General features: G+C 59.1%; 13 protein-coding genes. 7 read left to right on the top strand and 6 right to left on the bottom strand.

The features are described from left to right. The first annotated feature begins 42 nt into the window (after window positions 1–42). The 5 genes from N5D22_RS12785 to dnaE all read left to right on the top strand — a co-directional run bounded on the left by N5D22_RS12785 (window position 43) and on the right by dnaE (window position 8,479). A complete protein-coding gene (locus N5D22_RS12785; protein ID WP_279655338.1) occupies window positions 43–348 on the top strand; it encodes a DUF1467 family protein in 306 nt (101 codons plus the stop codon). Window positions 349–983: 635 nt separating this feature from the next. Next, the gene (proS, locus tag N5D22_RS12780; protein WP_279655337.1) at window positions 984–2,306 is read left to right on the top strand and encodes a proline--tRNA ligase; all 1,323 of its coding nucleotides are present in this window, start codon (window positions 984–986) and stop codon (window positions 2,304–2,306) included. A 123-nt stretch (window positions 2,307–2,429) separates the two neighbouring features. Beyond that, window positions 2,430–3,737, top strand: coding sequence for a lipoprotein-releasing ABC transporter permease subunit (locus N5D22_RS12775; RefSeq protein ID WP_279655336.1), 1,308 nt, complete (start codon window positions 2,430–2,432; stop codon window positions 3,735–3,737). 15 nt (window positions 3,738–3,752) lie between these two features. Further along, entirely contained in the window at window positions 3,753–4,436 is a 684-nt protein-coding gene (locus N5D22_RS12770) for an ABC transporter ATP-binding protein (protein WP_279655335.1), read from the top strand. Window positions 4,437–4,978: 542 nt separating this feature from the next. Beyond that, window positions 4,979–8,479 carry a DNA polymerase III subunit alpha gene (dnaE, locus tag N5D22_RS12765; RefSeq protein WP_279655334.1) on the top strand — a complete coding sequence of 1,167 codons (3,501 nt, stop codon included), beginning with the start codon at window positions 4,979–4,981 and terminating at the stop codon, window positions 8,477–8,479. Between the two features lie 11 nt (window positions 8,480–8,490). Here the strand turns inward: dnaE and N5D22_RS12760 are convergent, their stop codons facing one another. The 3 genes from N5D22_RS12760 to N5D22_RS12750 form a co-directional block, all read right to left on the bottom strand. Further along, entirely contained in the window at window positions 8,491–9,729 is a 1,239-nt protein-coding gene (locus N5D22_RS12760) for a L,D-transpeptidase family protein (protein WP_279655333.1), read from the bottom strand. 169 nt (window positions 9,730–9,898) lie between these two features. After that, on the bottom strand, window positions 9,899–11,182 hold the full coding sequence (locus N5D22_RS12755) for a DNA polymerase IV (protein ID WP_279655332.1): 1,284 nt from the start codon (window positions 11,180–11,182) through the stop codon (window positions 9,899–9,901). A 70-nt stretch (window positions 11,183–11,252) separates the two neighbouring features. Next, a complete protein-coding gene (locus tag N5D22_RS12750) occupies window positions 11,253–11,561 on the bottom strand; it encodes a DUF3572 domain-containing protein (RefSeq protein WP_020012343.1) in 309 nt (102 codons plus the stop codon). A 131-nt stretch (window positions 11,562–11,692) separates the two neighbouring features. Between N5D22_RS12750 and N5D22_RS12745 the strand changes: the two genes are divergently transcribed. Then, window positions 11,693–12,064 (top strand): response regulator, encoded by a 372-nt coding sequence (locus tag N5D22_RS12745; protein WP_003521498.1) that lies wholly within the window; start codon window positions 11,693–11,695, stop codon window positions 12,062–12,064. 18 nt (window positions 12,065–12,082) lie between these two features. Further along, on the top strand, window positions 12,083–13,453 hold the full coding sequence (locus N5D22_RS12740) for a PleD family two-component system response regulator (RefSeq protein WP_279655331.1): 1,371 nt from the start codon (window positions 12,083–12,085) through the stop codon (window positions 13,451–13,453). A gap of 900 nt (window positions 13,454–14,353) precedes the next feature. On the opposite strand, the gene rpmG is transcribed toward N5D22_RS12740, so the two are convergent. The 3 genes from rpmG to N5D22_RS12725 all read right to left on the bottom strand — a co-directional run bounded on the left by rpmG (window position 14,354) and on the right by N5D22_RS12725 (window position 16,421). Continuing rightward, on the bottom strand, window positions 14,354–14,521 hold the full coding sequence (gene rpmG / locus N5D22_RS12735; protein ID WP_003496403.1) for a 50S ribosomal protein L33: 168 nt from the start codon (window positions 14,519–14,521) through the stop codon (window positions 14,354–14,356). Between the two features lie 89 nt (window positions 14,522–14,610). Continuing rightward, window positions 14,611–15,777: an MFS transporter gene (locus N5D22_RS12730; RefSeq protein WP_279655521.1), complete on the bottom strand. Its 1,167-nt coding sequence runs from the start codon at window positions 15,775–15,777 to the stop codon at window positions 14,611–14,613. Between the two features lie 17 nt (window positions 15,778–15,794). Next, on the bottom strand, window positions 15,795–16,421 hold the full coding sequence (locus N5D22_RS12725) for an NUDIX hydrolase (RefSeq protein WP_279655520.1): 627 nt from the start codon (window positions 16,419–16,421) through the stop codon (window positions 15,795–15,797). Window positions 16,422–16,439 lie beyond the last annotated feature (18 nt).

Here is a 16,439-nt window from a genome sequence, read left to right as displayed (position 1 = left end):
TTTAGTGTTTCTTGCGGAGAAGTGATTCCGATCTGCCGATGAATGCGTTACAAGAAGCGCATTGTGCAGGAGGATCACATGCCGCTTCTTTCGGTTTTCGCCGTTTATTTCATCGTCTGGTGGACGGTGCTGTTCATCGTGCTGCCGATTGGCCTGCGCACCCAGGAGGAGGAGGGCGATGTGGCGCTCGGCACGGTCGCCAGCGCACCATCCAGCTTCAAAGGCGGGCGGATCGTCCTGTGGACGACGCTTATCTCCGCCCTGATCTGTGGGCTCTGGTACGGCGGAACCTGGTGGTTCGGTGTCAGCCTCGATGATCTGCCGAGAATTATCCCCGTTTTTGACTGAATATGATGCGGACGGCCGCCCGGTTTGCGGGTAATCGCAGCCCGCGCCTGTGCTTGCCGGTTATCACCGCGGCCGAAGGCCTGTCATATGGATGTCATCTCCGTCGTGCACACAACAGAAGCGTGTCTGACGGCGATTCACCGTCATAATTTTACCGGAATAACGAGCCGGGGCTGATGTGCGGGTATAAAGCAAAAAAAAACAAGGCCTTTCAGCCTTGTTTTCCAGGTTTCGCGTGATCTGTAACCGTTGCCGGGGCTGCGAACGAGCGCGCCTAAGATCTGATCCTCCCAAGACTGACCGCGAAAATGACAAGAATTTAAACTTCTTGCCTCTTTTGTAAGCTAAAGCTAGCTCAAACCCCCATGCTTGTCATCTCATTTTTTGCATATTTGTTACAGTCGGCAAAAAATTCCCTATGGTGCATTATGTCGCACCCGATCAAGAATATTATTCCGGCCAAAGCGTTTTGATGCGAATTAGCTATCGCGAAAATACCTTGAAATGGCCTTTGTCGCTCTTTTCATGCCGGGTTTTCTTCTTGACGGGAAACGGCTATATCCGGCGCCAATATCCCTCTATTCGGGGCGATTCCCGCGTCTTTGGCGCTGTCGTCCGCATCAATGGAAGCCGTCATGCGTCTCAGCCGTTACTTCATGCCCATTCTGAAGGAAAACCCCAAGGAAGCGGAGATTGTTTCCCACCGCCTCATGCTGCGCGCCGGCATGATCCGGCAGCAATCGGCTGGCATCTATTCCTGGCTGCCGCTCGGCAAGCGTGTTCTGGACAAGGTCAACCGGATCATCCGCGAGGAGCAGGACCGTTCCGGCGCCATCGAGCTTCTGATGCCGACGCTGCAATCGGCCGAACTCTGGCAGGAAAGCGGCCGTTACGACGATTACGGCAAGGAAATGCTGCGCATCAAGGACCGTCAGGACCGCCAGATGCTCTACGGCCCCACGAATGAGGAGATGATCACCGACATCTTCCGTTCCTATGTGAAGTCCTACAAGAACCTGCCGCTTAACCTCTATCACATCCAGCTGAAGTTCCGCGACGAGGTGCGTCCGCGTTTCGGCACCATGCGCTCGCGCGAGTTCCTGATGAAGGACGCCTATTCCTTCGACCTCACCAAGGAAGACGCGATCCATTCCTATAACAAGATGTTCGTGGCTTACCTGCGCACCTTCGAGCGCCTTGGCCTGCGCGCCATCCCCATGCGCGCCGATACCGGCCCCATCGGCGGCAATCACAGCCATGAATTCATCATTCTGGCCGATACCGGCGAATCCGAAGTCTTCTGCCACAAGAGCTTCCTCAATCGCGCCATTCCGGCCGAAAGCACCGACTTCGACGATGTCGCAGCACTTCAGGGCGTATTCGACGAATGGACGGCCGATTATGCCGCGACGTCCGAAATGCATGACGAAGCCGCCTATGACGCCATTCCCGAAGGCGAGCGCCTTTCCGCGCGCGGCATTGAAGTTGGCCATATCTTCTATTTCGGCACCAAATATTCCGAGCCGATGGGCGCGAAAGTGCAGGGTGCGGACGGCAAGGAACACCCTGTCCACATGGGTTCTTATGGTATCGGACCGACACGCCTTGTTCCCGCCATCATTGAAGCATCGCATGACGAGAACGGAATCATCTGGCCGGCTTCGGTCGCTCCCTTCGATGTCGTCATCATCAACATGAAGGCTGGCGATGCTGCCTGCGATGCTGCTTGCGAAAAGCTGTATTATCAGCTCTCCAGCGCCGGCAAGGATGTTCTTTACGACGACACGGACGACCGTGCGGGCCAGAAATTCGCCACCGCCGACCTGATCGGCGTACCGCTGCAGATCATCGTCGGTCCGCGTTCGGTCGCGAATGGCGAAGTCGAGGTCAAGGATCGCAAGACCGGCGAGCGGGAAACCGTCACGGTCGAAGCGGCGATGAACAGGGTGCTCGGCTAAGCGCGAGTGGAAGACGGAGCGGCTTCACCTGAAGTCCGCTCCGGTTTTGTAACGCGGATGCCGCGAAATAGGGGCCGGTTTTAGGAAAAGACCGGCCTTGCAGTTTGAGATCAGGGAGACGACATGGCACAAGCCGAGGCTGACAAGGGTGCGGCTGTTTCCGCCGGGACAAAGACCGCCCGGCCGTTTTCCGCTTTTGAACGCATGGTGGCCTGGCGCTATCTGCGGTCGCGGCGCAAGGAAGCGTTCATTTCCGTCATCGCCGGTTTTTCCTTTGTCGGCATCATGCTTGGCGTGGCGACGCTGATCATCGTCATGGCTGTCATGAACGGTTTCCGCACGGAGCTGATTTCGCGCATTCTCGGCATCAACGGCCATATGATCGTGCAGCCGATCGACCAGCCCTTTAATAATTACGATGAGCTGGCGAAGAAGTTCGCCGCCGTTCCCGGCGTCACCATGGCCCTGCCGCTGGTGGAAGGCCAGACGCTTGCCTCCGGCCGGGGCGGTGCGGGCTCCGGCGCTCTGGTGCGCGGCGTGCGCCAGGAGGATATCGACAAGGTCAAGGAAGTCGCCACCAACATCAAGACCGGCGATCTCGTCGGCTTCATGGCGGGTGAGGGCGTTCTTGTCGGCTCCAGGCTCGCCGCCCAGCTCGGCGTAACGGCCGGTGACGATATCACCCTCATTTCCCCGGAAGGCGACGTGACGCCGATGGGCGTCAATCCGCGCGTCAAATCCTACAAGATCTCAGGCGTCTTCGAGATCGGCATGTCGGAATATGACGCCTCGATGATCTATATGCCGCTGTCCGAAGCCCAGCTTTATTTCAATGCCGACGGCATCGTGCAATCCATCGAGCTATATGTCAGCCGTCCTGACGATGTCGATGGCATTCGCCCGCTGGTGGAGCAGGCCGCCGAACGGCAGATCTATATCACCGACTGGAGACAGCGGAACCAGACCTTCTTCTCCGCCCTGCAGGTGGAAAGAAACGTGATGTTCATGATCCTCACCCTCATCGTTCTGGTGGCGGCGCTGAACATCATTTCCGGCCTCATCATGCTGGTGAAGGACAAGGGCAGCGATATCGCCATCCTGCGCACCATGGGCGCAAGCTCCGGCTCCGTGATGCGCATCTTTTTCATGACCGGGGCGGCCATCGGCATGGTCGGCACCTTTGCCGGCGTGGCGCTCGGTGTCATCGTCTGCCTCAACGTGGAATCCATCCGCCAGTTCTTCTCCTGGATATCGGGCACGGTGCTGTTCGATCCGCAGCTTTATTTCCTGAGCCAGCTTCCGGCCGAAATGGATATCAGCGAAACCATTTCCGTTGTCATCATGGCGCTGACGCTCTCTTTCCTGGCAACGATCTTCCCGGCATGGCGGGCTTCCAAGCTCGATCCGGTGCAGGCCCTGCGTTACGAATAAGGACCGCTTCGCAATATGGCAAAAAAAACAGTGCTGCGGCTTACCGGCGTCGAGAGAACCTATGGTCAGGGCGAGACGTCGCTTTCCATTCTGCGCAAGGCTGATTTCGAATTGAAGAGCGGCGAGATGGTGGCGCTGGTCGCGCCTTCGGGAACCGGCAAATCCACGCTGCTGCATCTGGCGGGGCTGCTGGAACATCCAGATGCCGGCGAGGTCTATATTAACAACGCGCCCTGCAACGGTCTGCCGGATGAAACGCGAACCGCGATCCGCCGCAGCGATATCGGTTTTGTCTACCAGTTCCATCATCTCCTGCCGGAATTCTCGGCGGTGGAGAATGTGATGATGCCCCAGCTTATCGCCGGCCTGACGCAGGCGGAAGCGCGCAAGCGCGCCAGCGCGCTGCTGGACTACATGCGGGTCGGCCATCGTGGTGAACACCGTCCGGCGGAACTCTCCGGCGGTGAACAGCAGCGTGTCGCCATCGCCCGCGCCGTTGCCAATGCACCGCTCCTGCTGCTTGCCGACGAGCCGACCGGCAATCTCGATCCGGAAACCGCCCATTATGTTTTCGATGCGCTGGAAGCGCTGGTGCGTCAATCCGGCCTCGCGGCGCTGATCGCCACCCACAATCATGAACTCGCCGCCCGCATGGACCGTCGCGTGACGCTGGCCGACGGCAAGATCGTCGATTTCTGAGCTGATGCGCGATGCACAACCCTCGTGCGCCAATTTTTCCATAGCGCTCGAAACGATCGCTCCCGCCGATTGGGGTGAATGACGGCTCCGGGGCGGGATTGCGCCACGCTGGAAAGTCGATCCGTCCGGTGCTCTCCAGAGAACGCCCGTTCTCCAAATTTGAATTTTTTCCGAACCCGGGGGGTGTTTTTACCTCCGGGTTTTTTCGTTTTGGAGTCAGTGGCTTGCTGTTCTCCATGTGGGAACCGAAGGCGATTCTACGGCATTGGCAAGGGGAATATCAGCAAAACCCTGTTGACAATCGAACAAAATGAGAACAAAGTTGGAACATAACGAGTAAGGAGAGACCAATGACTGATTTCATCCGTGACGTTGCCGCCTTTGCCTCCATCGCTGTCTTCGTAGCCAGCTTTTCGGTGATCCTCACCGCCCTGTGAAGAGTACACCGGCGCAGAAACCTGTATGGACGCCGTAAAGCGGTGGACTTTGAGCGCCGGAAATCGGAAAATCGCCCCCTCGATTCAGAATGACAGGATGATGATATGGGCGATACGGTTGCGCGTGGAGAGACCTCTGGCGAAACGCTGAAAACTCCCGGTTTCGTCCACCTGCGGGTTCATTCCGCCTACTCCCTGCTTGAGGGGGCCTTGCCCCTCAAGAAAATCATGTCCAAGGCCGTCGCAGATGGCCAGCCGGCCATTGCCATTACCGACACAAACAATCTCTTCGTCGCGCTGGAATTTTCCGAAAAGGCGCGGGATGAAGGTTTGCAGCCCATCATCGGCTGCCAGTTGTCCATCGACATGCAGGATGCGGCGGAGGATCGCCGCAACCACAACAGCCATTTTCAGAAACTTCCGGCCATCGTGCTTCTGGCGGCCAATGCCGAAGGGTACGAGCGGCTGGTGGATATCGTCAGCCGCGCCTATCTGGAAGGCGAGGGCAGTGGCCATTCCGTGCATATTACCCGTGCATGGCTGGAAGAAGCCTCCAATGCCGGCCTGATCGCGCTGACGGGCGCTTCCGGCGGTCCGGTGGATATGGCCTTGAAGGAGGGGCATGCTGCCCAGGCGAAGGAACGGCTGCTGGCGCTGAAGTCACTCTTCGGTGATAGGCTTTATATCGAATTGCAGCGCCAGTCCGGTTATGACCGTTCCCATGAGCGGCGCATGATCGGTCTCGCTTATGACCATGATATTCCGCTGGTTGCCACCAACGAAGCATTTTTCCCCTCCAAGGCTGACTATGAGGCGCATGATGCGCTGATGGCGGTGGCGCACAACGCCATTGTCTCGGATGACAGCCGTTTCAGGCTGACGCCCGATCACTACCTCAAAAGTCGGGAGGAAATGGCGGCGCTGTTTGCCGATCTTCCCGAGGCGCTGGAAAACACCGTCGAGATCGCGCTGCGCTGCTCCTACGTGTTGAAGAAGCGCGGGCCGATCCTGCCGCGTTTCACCGGCGCCAGCGACGATCCGGAGGCGGCGGAACGCGCCGAAGCCGAAGAGCTTCGCCGCCAGGCGGTGGAGGGGCTGGATCAGCGGCTGGCGGCGCTTGGCATGGCGCCCGGCTATACCGAGCAGGAGTACCGCGACAGGCTGGATTTCGAACTCGGCGTCATCTCGCGCATGAAGTTTCCCGGTTACTTCCTGATCGTTGCCGACTTCATCAAATGGGCCAAGCAGCATGATATTCCGGTCGGGCCGGGCCGTGGTTCGGGTGCGGGGTCGCTTGTCGCTTATGCGCTGACGATTACCGACGTCGATCCTCTGCGCTTCTCATTGCTGTTCGAACGCTTCCTCAATCCCGAACGCGTTTCGATGCCCGACTTCGATATCGACTTCTGTCAGGATCGTCGCGAAGAGGTGATCCGCTACGTGCAGGCCAAATATGGCCGCGAGCAGGTGGCGCAGATCATCACCTTCGGTTCGCTGCAGGCGCGCGCGGCCTTGCGCGACGTCGGCCGCGTGCTGGAAATGCCCTATGGGCAGGTGGACAAGATCTGCAAGCTGGTGCCCAACAATCCGGCCAACCCGACACCGCTGTCAAAGGCGATCGAGGAAGAGCCGCGGCTGCAGGAAGAGGCGGACAAGGAGCCGGTCGTCGCCCGTCTGCTCGATATCGCCCAGAAGATCGAGGGGCTCTACCGCCACGCCTCCACCCACGCCGCCGGTATCGTCATCGGTGACCGTCCGCTGTCGAAGCTGGTGCCGATGTATCGCGATCCGCGCTCGGATATGCCGGTCACCCAGTTCAACATGAAATGGGTGGAAAGCGCCGGCCTTGTCAAATTTGACTTCCTCGGCCTGAAGACGCTGACGGTGCTGAAGGTCGCCGTCGATTTCGTTGCCAAGCGCGGCATCAAGGTCGATCTTGCCGCCATCCCGCTCGAAGACGCCAAAACCTATGAGATGCTCTCGCGTGGCGAGACCATCGGCGTGTTCCAGGTGGAAAGTGCCGGCATGCGCAAGGCGCTGATCGGCATGCGGCCGGACTGCATCGAGGACATTATCGCGCTGGTGGCGCTTTACCGTCCCGGCCCGATGGAGAACATTCCGGTCTATAATGCCCGCAAACATGGCGAGGAGGAGCTGGAATCGATCCATCCGACCATCGACCATCTGCTGAAGGAAACGCAGGGCGTTATCGTCTATCAGGAACAGGTGATGCAGATCGCCCAGGTCCTGTCAGGTTATTCGCTCGGCGAAGCCGATCTTCTGCGCCGCGCCATGGGCAAGAAGATCAAGGAGGAGATGGACAAGCAGCGCGAACGTTTCGTCGACGGCGCCATCAAGAACGGCGTCTCGAAGCCGCAGGCCGACACCATCTTCGATCTTCTGGCGAAATTCGCCAATTATGGCTTCAACAAGAGCCATGCCGCGGCTTACGCCATCGTTTCCTACCAGACCGCCTATATGAAGGCGCATTATCCGGTGGAGTTCCTGGCGGCCTCCATGACGCTCGATATGGCGAACACGGAAAAGCTCAACGATTTCCGCCAGGATGCCGGCCGCCTTGGCATCGAGGTCGTCGCACCGTCGGTGCAGACTTCCTTCCGGCAATTCGAGACGGGCGAGAACCGCATCTATTATTCGCTGGCCGCCATCAAGGGCGTGGGCGAGGGGGCGGTGGAACACATTGTCCAGGTTCGCGACGGCAAGCCGTTCACGAGCCTTGAGGATTTCTGCCTGCGCATCGATCCCAGGCAGATCAACCGGCGGGTGCTGGAAAGCCTCATCAATGCCGGCGCCTTCGATTGTTTCGGCCGCGACCGCGCCGAACTGATCGGCGGGCTGGACCGTATCATCGGTTATGCGCAGATGGCGCAGAACAACCGCACCATTGGACAATCGGACATGTTCGGCTCCGGTGGTGGAAGCGGACCGGAAAAGCTCATCCTTCCCGCCTTCCAGCCTTGGCTTGCCTCCGAAAAGCTGCTGCGCGAATATCAGGTGCTCGGCTTTTACCTCACCGCCCATCCGCTCGATACCTATCGCCCCGTGCTGGAAAAGCTGCGGGTGCAGAATTTCGCCGATTTTTCCGCCGCGGTGAAACAGGGCGCGACCGCCGGGCGTCTGGCCGGCACCGTCACCGGCAAGCAGGAGCGCAAGACGCGCACCGGCAACAAGATGGGTATCGTCACCTTCTCGGATGCGTCAGGACAATATGAGGCGGTGCTGTTTTCCGAAGGGCTCGGCCAGTTCCGCGATCTGCTGGAAGTCGGCAAATCGCTGGTCATCACCGTGCAGGCGGAAGAACGCCCTGAGGGCATCGGTCTGCGTATCCAGACGGCGCAGTCGCTGGAAGAGAAATCCGTGCAGATGCAGAAGGCCCTGCGGGTTTATGTGCGCGATTCCGGCCCGCTGAAAACCGTTGCCCGCCACCTTAACACCAAGGGTGACGGTTCGGTCTATTTCATCGTCATCAAGGATGAGGGCAGCCGCGAGATCGAGGTGGAGCTGACCGAGAAATACCGAATATCGCCGGAAATCGCCGCTGCGCTACGGTCTGCGCCCGGTGTCGTTGATGTGGAGCTGGTGTGAGGCGAAAGCCGTCACACCGGTCCTTCCCTTGTAACCGTGATGAAGTCGGTCCCGGCCCCTGTCTCCATCTGGTGACTGAGGTCTGAAACAGTGATCGAGCTTCCGGTTGAAAGTTCCTGTTCGATCCGGCTGCGTATCTCTGCAGGAATTTCGAGACGACCGAGCGCGGCGCTCAGCTGGTCGAAACCGCCGGGCGCTTCGGTCACGGTGATGCCGAGCCGCTTGCGGGATGCCGCCGGCAGATGGTTTTCCAGCGTCACGCCGTTCCATTCGGCGGTTCCGGCGGTGCGATCCACGGAGACGGCTTCGAAGAAATGAGTTCCGAGCGCCACTTCCGGGTCCTTGATGTCGATGGCGGCCTCGAACAGCGGCTTGAAATCCTGCCGCACCATGATCTGGCCGGTCGGCGGGTGGTCTTCGCCAGCGGAGGCATAAAGCGCCGTCACGAAAGCATCGGTCAGAAGCGGGCCGGTGGTTTTCAGCCCTTTCCAGCGCTTGAACCCGTTGACGGCGCTGATCGTCATCTCTCCGGTATAACCATCCGCAGAACCGGCGTCGAAGCCCAGACGGGTCAGCACGGTCTGAATATCCATCACCTTTTCCCGCTCGCCGCGCCGGGTAATCAGGATGCGCAGCGGCGAGGGGGCCTTGGCCTTGGCCGCCGGTTTGACAGCTTGCGTCTTTTCATTGACGGCAACCTCGACCGCTCCCAGTGCCGCATCGAAAGTCGCCGGACGCAATTCCACATCCGAGAGCAGCAGCTTGCCGTCATCGGCATCGTCACGCGGGGAAAACAGCGCGGGATGTTCTACGAAACGCAGTGAAACCGGTCGGTCGGTGATGATGACATGCACCCCGGCCCGTGTATCTCCGAAAAGTGACTTCGCGAATTTCGAGGGCAGGCGAATGCAGCCATGCGAGGCCGGATAATTCGGCACCTTGCCTTCGTGCAGCGCGATGCCGGACCATGTCAGCCGCTGCATGAAGGGCATGGGCGCGGCCGAATAGATATTCGACTCGTGGTATTTCCGCTTTTCCAGAATCGAGAATATGCCGCTTGGCGTCTCGTGACCGGCCTTGCCGGTGGAGACTTTCGAGGTGGCGACGATCTCGCCGTTTTCATAAAGCGAGAGCGACTGGTCGCTTTTTGACACCAGTATCTGCAGGGAACTGTTGTCGGCGGCAAGCGCCGGAAAGGCGAGAATGCTGGCTGACAACATGCCAGCCACAAGACGGAGGCGAAGGGACATGACGCAATACACCACATGCACAAAACTTGCTTCACTCAATCATGCGAAGTTTAATGAAGTTTAAGGACAGAGCGCTCGCAACATCACTAATTTGTGTAAAATCTAAAATACATGTGTGTTGTGGCTGAGGACGGCGGATATGCGGTTCCGCACCTCCTCCTTCAGCAAACTATTTGCGTGTTCCGAACGTATAGCCGGTCTCGACGCTGCCCTTGCCGAATTTGTCGCGCAGCTTGTCCATCGCCGCTTCCGCCGCTGCCCGCCGCCCCGCCTGTTTGTCGACGAGATCGGGCGGATCGGCAAGGCCGGCATCGCGCAGATCGCCGACGCCAATACCGATGAGGCGAAACCTGGTGCCGTCCGTTTCCTTTTCCAGCAGCGAAAGGCCGGTGCGGAAAATCCGGTCGGCAAGCTGGGTGGGGTCGTCCAGCCGGCGGTTGCGGGTGCGGAGCTTGAAGTCGGCCGTCTTCATCTTCAGCACCACCGTCTGGCCGGAAATGCCGCTCTTCTTCAGCCGCCAGGCAACCTTTTCGGAAAGCGAGCGCAGGATCGGCACCAGATCCTCATGGCGGGAAATATCGTTGAAGAAGGTGGTTTCGGAAGACACGCTTTTGACCGGGTCGTTATTGTGCACATGCCGCTCGTCAATGCCGCGCGAAAGCCGGAAGAGGCGTTGTCCCATCACGCCATAGCGGCGCATCAGCTCGCTTTCCTCCATCTCCTGCAGTTGCGCGATCATGCGGATACCGTCCGCCTCCAGCGTCGCCGCAAAGGCCTTGCCGACGCCCCAGATGGTGGTGACCGGCCGTGTCGCCAGAAAGGACAGCGCCTCCGTTTCGCCGATCACCGAAAAGCCGCGCGGTTTTTGCAGGTCGGACGCGACCTTGGCGAGAAACTTGCAATAGGAAAGCCCGGCGGAAACGGTCACGCCCACTTCCTTTTCCACGCGCCGGGTGAATTTCGCCAGCACACGGGCCGGTGGGTCGTGATGCAGCCTCTCGGTGCCGGAAAGATCGAGAAACGCCTCGTCTATGGAAAGCGGCTGCACGAGCGGCGTCAATTCCTGCATCATCGCCCGGATTTCGCGCCCGACACGGCTGTATTTTTCCATATCAGGCTTGATGACCACTGCATCAGGACAGGCTTCCAGCGCCTTGAACATCGGCATGGCGGAACGCACGCCGTGAATGCGGGCGATATAACAGGCGGTGGAAACCACCCCGCGCTTGCCGCCACCAACGATCACAGGCTTGTCTGCCAGTTCCGGATTGTCCCGTTTTTCAACGGAGGCATAAAAGGCGTCGCAGTCGATATGGGCGATGCTCAGATCGTAGAGTTCGGCGTGATAAACAAGGCGCGGGCTGCCACAGGCACGGCAACGCCTCAGCCCCTCTGGCTGGCCGGCCAGACAGTCGCGGCAAAAACCGGGGTCATAGGGGTGCGACGTGGACATGAGCCGAAAACAAAACCAGAACGTTGCCGACCATACTCCGGCCGTGACAACGGCTCAAGGGGCTCCCCCGTCAATACACGCCTGAATCCAGCCCTGGCCCGGAAAAATGATGCCATGCGGCCGCCACCGTTTCGGGCGAAGTATCGGTCGCAGCGCAAAACGCCATGAGGTCCGGTTCATGGCTCATCAGGAAATCGGTAAGGCCCGCAAGAAAGCCGGGATCGTTGACGGCCTGCCGCAGCATGTTCGCCTGCAGCCCGCTCAGCGCCAGGAAACGCGCCAGCATGTCCGGTTCGTTCGCCAGCCAGCCAAGTATGGCGGCTGCCGTTTCTTGCGGATCCTGGCCGGCATTGCCTTTGTTTTTCGTATCGCGCAGCATTTCTTCCCCGAAGTTACCTATTTTGAAACCAAATCCCTCTAGCCTTGCGCAACAAATGGACGATGGAATCGGTTCTCTGGCAACTTATATGTCTGGATGAAGGTTTCAAAGCGAAACGGGGACTGCTCACCATGCCCAAGCAGGTCATGATAGTCGAAGACAACGAGCTGAACATGAAGCTCTTTCGCGACCTGATCGAGGCGTCCGGTTATACGACGATTCAGACGCGCAACGGCATGGAAGCGCTCGATCTCGCCCGCAAGCATCGCCCCGACCTCATTCTCATGGATATCCAGCTGCCGGAAGTTTCCGGGCTGGAGGTGACGAAATGGCTGAAGGAGGATGACGAGCTGCATGTCATTCCGGTCATCGCGGTCACGGCTTTCGCCATGAAGGGCGACGAGGAACGCATTCGCCAGGGCGGCTGCGAGGCCTATGTGTCGAAACCGATTTCCGTTCCGAAGTTCATCGAAGTCATCAAGACTTATCTGGGCGATGCGTGAGGCGACTGGGGAACGGTTATGACGGCGAGAGTTCTGGTTGTTGACGATATTCCGGCCAATGTGAAGCTTCTCGAAGCCCGTCTTGTGGCGGAATATTTCGATGTCGTCACCGCCGAGGATGGCTTTAAGGCGCTGGCGATCTGCGACGAGGAGCAGGTCGATATCATCCTGCTCGATATCATGATGCCGGGCATGGATGGTTTCGAGGTCTGCGAAAGGCTGAAGGCCAATCCGAATACCGCGCATATTCCGGTGGTGATGGTCACGGCACTCGACCAGCCGTCGGACCGCGTGCGCGGCCTCAAGGCCGGCGCCGACGATTTTCTCACCAAACCCGTCAACGACCTTCAGCTCATCGCCCGTGTGAAAAGCCTCGTGCGCCTCAAGGCCGTCAGCGACGAGTTGCGGCTGCGCGCTGAAACCGCGCGGCAGATCGGCATCGAGGAGATGCTGCGCAGCGATGGTCTGATGCAGACGCCGGGCCGTGTGCTGGTTGCGGATGGCCGCGCCAGCTCGCAGGAGCGCATCGTGCGGGCGCTGAAGCCGGTCGCAGAGGTCGATGCCGTCACCGAGCCGCAGGCGGCCCTGCTCAAGGCGGCGAGCAGCCCCTTCGAGCTGGTCATCGTCAATTCAAATTTCGAAAACTACGATCCGCTGAGACTGTGCTCGCAGCTTCGCTCGCTGGAACGCACCCGTTTTCTGCCGCTGCTCCTGGTGGCGGAGCAGGGGGCGGATGAGATGGTGGCGCGGGCGCTCGATCTCGGTGTGAACGACTATATTCTCCGGCCGATCGATCCGAACGAACTCGTGGCCCGCTCGCTGACACAGATCAGACGCAAGCGTTACAACGAGCACCTTCGGCTCAATCTCCAGCACACGATGGAACTTGCCATTGTCGACGGGCTGACGGGCCTCAACAATCGCCGCTATCTCGACAATCACCTGAAGATACTCTTTGACCGCGCCGCCGTTCGCGGTCGGCCGATCTCCATCTGCATGACCGATATAGACCGCTTCAAGCTGGTCAACGACACTTACGGCCATGATGTCGGCGATGAGGTGCTGCGGGAATTTGCAGCACGCGTCCGCAGCACGGTGCGCGGTGCGGATCTCGCCTGCCGTTACGGCGGAGAGGAGTTCGTCGTCGTCATGCCCGATACACCGATGGAGCTTGCGGCAAGTGTTGCCGAGCGCCTGAGAGCGATCGTGGAGGACAAGCCTTTTTATGTTCGTTCCATCGACCGCGAATTGAGCATTACCGCCTCTCTCGGCATCGCCACCAGCAGCGGCGCCTTCGGCGCGCCGGACGAGATATTGAAACAGGCGGACAAGGCGCTTTACGAGGCGAAACACGCCGGCCGCAATCGTGTCGTGGCCGCCGCAGCCTGAGCTTCAGTGGCGGCTTAATTAAGAAATACTGGGTAATCTCCCCGGCATATCCCGGCGAAATAGTCTTTCGGAAGACCCGGTAGACCGTCTCGAAACCGCAAGCCTTTGACTTCAGGTGTATTTTATCGCTTTGCAATGAACGCGTGAAATTGAGCGGAATTAATAGAGTTCAAGTTGAAAAATGCATTGAATTCAATCTCGCAGGGAACTATAGTGTGCCAGCTTGGTATATTTAACCATGTTTCTCAGGTGATGTATCTCTGGCTTAAGAATTTGTTGATTTTTATTTTACTTTTGCGCACACTCAAAATCGAGAATAACAGTTCTTCCGGCGGTTGATCCGTCTTGTGATGATGGAATGATGGCGGCTTCAGCCGCTGCGATTTCGCTCGTCAGGGGCTGGTATTGCGTAGTTCGAATGCCCCATGATGCTCAGGTCCGCCGCATCTCCTGAATCGTGGGGTCGGTCGGCTGACGATGTCCGAATCGGTTCCTCGTGCCGTAATCGCGTCGTTGGCCGACCGCCTTCTTCCCCAAAATCGCCTGTTCGTTGCGCCGATGTTGCGGAGCGCTGGCTGCTATCATGGTTCCGTTCACAGTCGTGTAACGGCGCGATGGGAGGCGGAAACGGCTCCAGGCAGCCTTTGGGAATGGCTGCGAATATTCCGGTGATTGTAACAATAAGCGGGGTGGCGGGGCCGCTTGATCAGACCTGTCCGCAGCCTGCTTTAACACCTTGCCAGTGGCTGTCGCATTTTGCGTGCCCTGCAGGGACATGAAGGGCCTTATTTCCCCGCAGGCAGCTTCCGGGCGCGAGGAGCTTTGTGGCGGCCCTTGTTCTCAGCACAAACAAAAAACGCGCCCATTGGGCGCGCTTTTGTCGGAGACCCGATCAAGAGATTACTTGATCTTGGTTTCCTTGAATTCGACGTGCTTGCGTACAACCGGGTCGTACTTCGTCTTCGTCATCTTGTCCGTGAACGTACGGCTGTTCTTGGTGGTGACGTAGAAGGTACCGGTGTCGGCTGTCGACAGCAGCTTGATCTTGATTGTTGTAGCTTTCGCCATGGTCGTCCTGCCTTTAAACAAAAGAGAAGCCGCAGGCGCTTCTCACCTCGGCTAAATCTGGCGCGAAACTACGTATCGCGCCCGAAAAGTCAAGCCTGTTTTGCCCGGAAAACAAAACGGACGAGATAAAGCACCACGTAAAGCCCGAAAAATACCGCCAGCGACCAGGCAAAGCCATCGGTTCCGGCAATATCCATGGAAATGCCGACAGCCTGCGGCCCTGCGATGGTGCCGATGGCATAACAGAAGATGAAGGCGGCGTTGGCGGAGACCAGATCGGCCCCCTTCAGGCGCGATCCGAGATGGGTGAGGCCGACAGTGTACATGCCGGAGACCAGGCCGCCCCAGAATAGCAGCAGGGCCGCCACCAGAATCCAGCTTTCCACCAGGAAAGGCAGCGCCAGCGTGCCGCAGACACCCGCAAAGGCCATCAGCCCCAGCATCGTGCGCCGATCCTTCATCCGGTCCGAGAGCAGGCCGATCGGTATCTGGAAGACCATGTTGCCGATGCCCATCACGGTGAGGAGAAGCGCCGCCTGCGATTCGTTGAAGCCCTCCCGCGTCGCGTAGATCGGGAAGAGCGACAGGCCGCCTGCCTGCACCGAACCGAAGACGAAGGCCGCTGCCGAGGCCATCGGCACCAGCCAGACGTAACGCACGAAATGGTGGTTGGGCCGCTCATCCAGCTCCGGGCTTTCGCCGCGCGCCATGAAGATCGGGATGGCGGCGAGCAATATGATCGCCGCGCCGACAAGAAACGGTAATATGCCCTCACTGCCGACCACGGAAAACAGCAGCGGGCCGACAGCAAAGCCGACCGCAAGACCGGTTGCATAGATACCGAGAACCGTGCCGCGTTTCTTCGGCGGCGCCGTCATGTTGATCCAGTATTCGGACAGGATGAAAAGCGTGGTGGTCGCACCGTGAAAGACGATTCGCAGCGGAAACCACATCCAGAAGGCCTCGGCGAAATAGAAACCGAGAGCGCTGAGCGCCGAAACGACGACTGCGAACAGCATGGTTCGGGCTACGCCGAAATCATGGGCGATCTTGGTCGTCACGGGGGCGGCCATCATCGCCGCCACGCCGGCCATGGCCGAATTCACCCCGATCATGGTGGAGGAGATGCCGCGTTTTTCAAGGATGATCGACAAAAGCGGCAGGCCGAGACCGATGGCGACACCCACTGCGCTGATGGCGGAAATGGCGGCGATCAGTGAGGGCCAGTGAATGGCGTCCGCTTCTTCGCATTTCATTTGTGACATGACGGCCTTTATACAAAGTCTCGAATGAACCGGCCGTGGCGCGTGACATAGAGCCGCGCGGGGCTTTCAAAGGGCAATGAGGGATCACCTATCATGAGTTTTGTGACATCTTCGAGAACCGTGCGCGTGATTTTCGGCATGTTCAGACCGGAAAGGTCTGTCATGTCAAGCCATTGCACATTGTGCAGCTCGTCGGAATCCCGCGTTAGCCGGGTATCCAGCCGGAGTTCGTCGGCATAACAGCAGAAGAATCGCGTGTCGTAACGCCGCACATTGCCGGGTGGGGTGATGGCTCGCGCCACATATCTGAAACGGGAAAGATCCGGACCTTCGGCGCTTTGCCCGAGATCCACGCCGGTTTCCTCCAAAAGCTCGCGCGCAGCGGCAAGCGCCAGAGCCCTTGCGCCGGCAATGCTGAGCCGCCGCGCGGCTGAAGCGGTGAGCCTGTGGAGGACGGCGGGGTGCAGATCGCCCGAAAAGGGGAGCGCATGGTCGCGCGGGTCGCGTTTGCCGCCGGGAAAGACATAGGCGCCCGGCATGAAGACATGGGCGCTGCTGCGCTGGCCCATCAGCACCCGGAGCTGCGGGCCGGAACGGTCGAACAGGATGATGGAGGCGGCGTCACGCGGCCGCATGGCTGCGCTTGCCGTTTC

Source organism: Agrobacterium sp. GD03872, assembly GCF_029840625.1.
In the GTDB taxonomy this organism is placed as follows: Bacteria; Pseudomonadota; Alphaproteobacteria; order Rhizobiales; family Rhizobiaceae; genus Agrobacterium; species Agrobacterium fabrum_A.
Note: the sequence above shows the minus strand (reverse complement) of the source record. Positions and strands in the feature narration are given on the sequence as shown.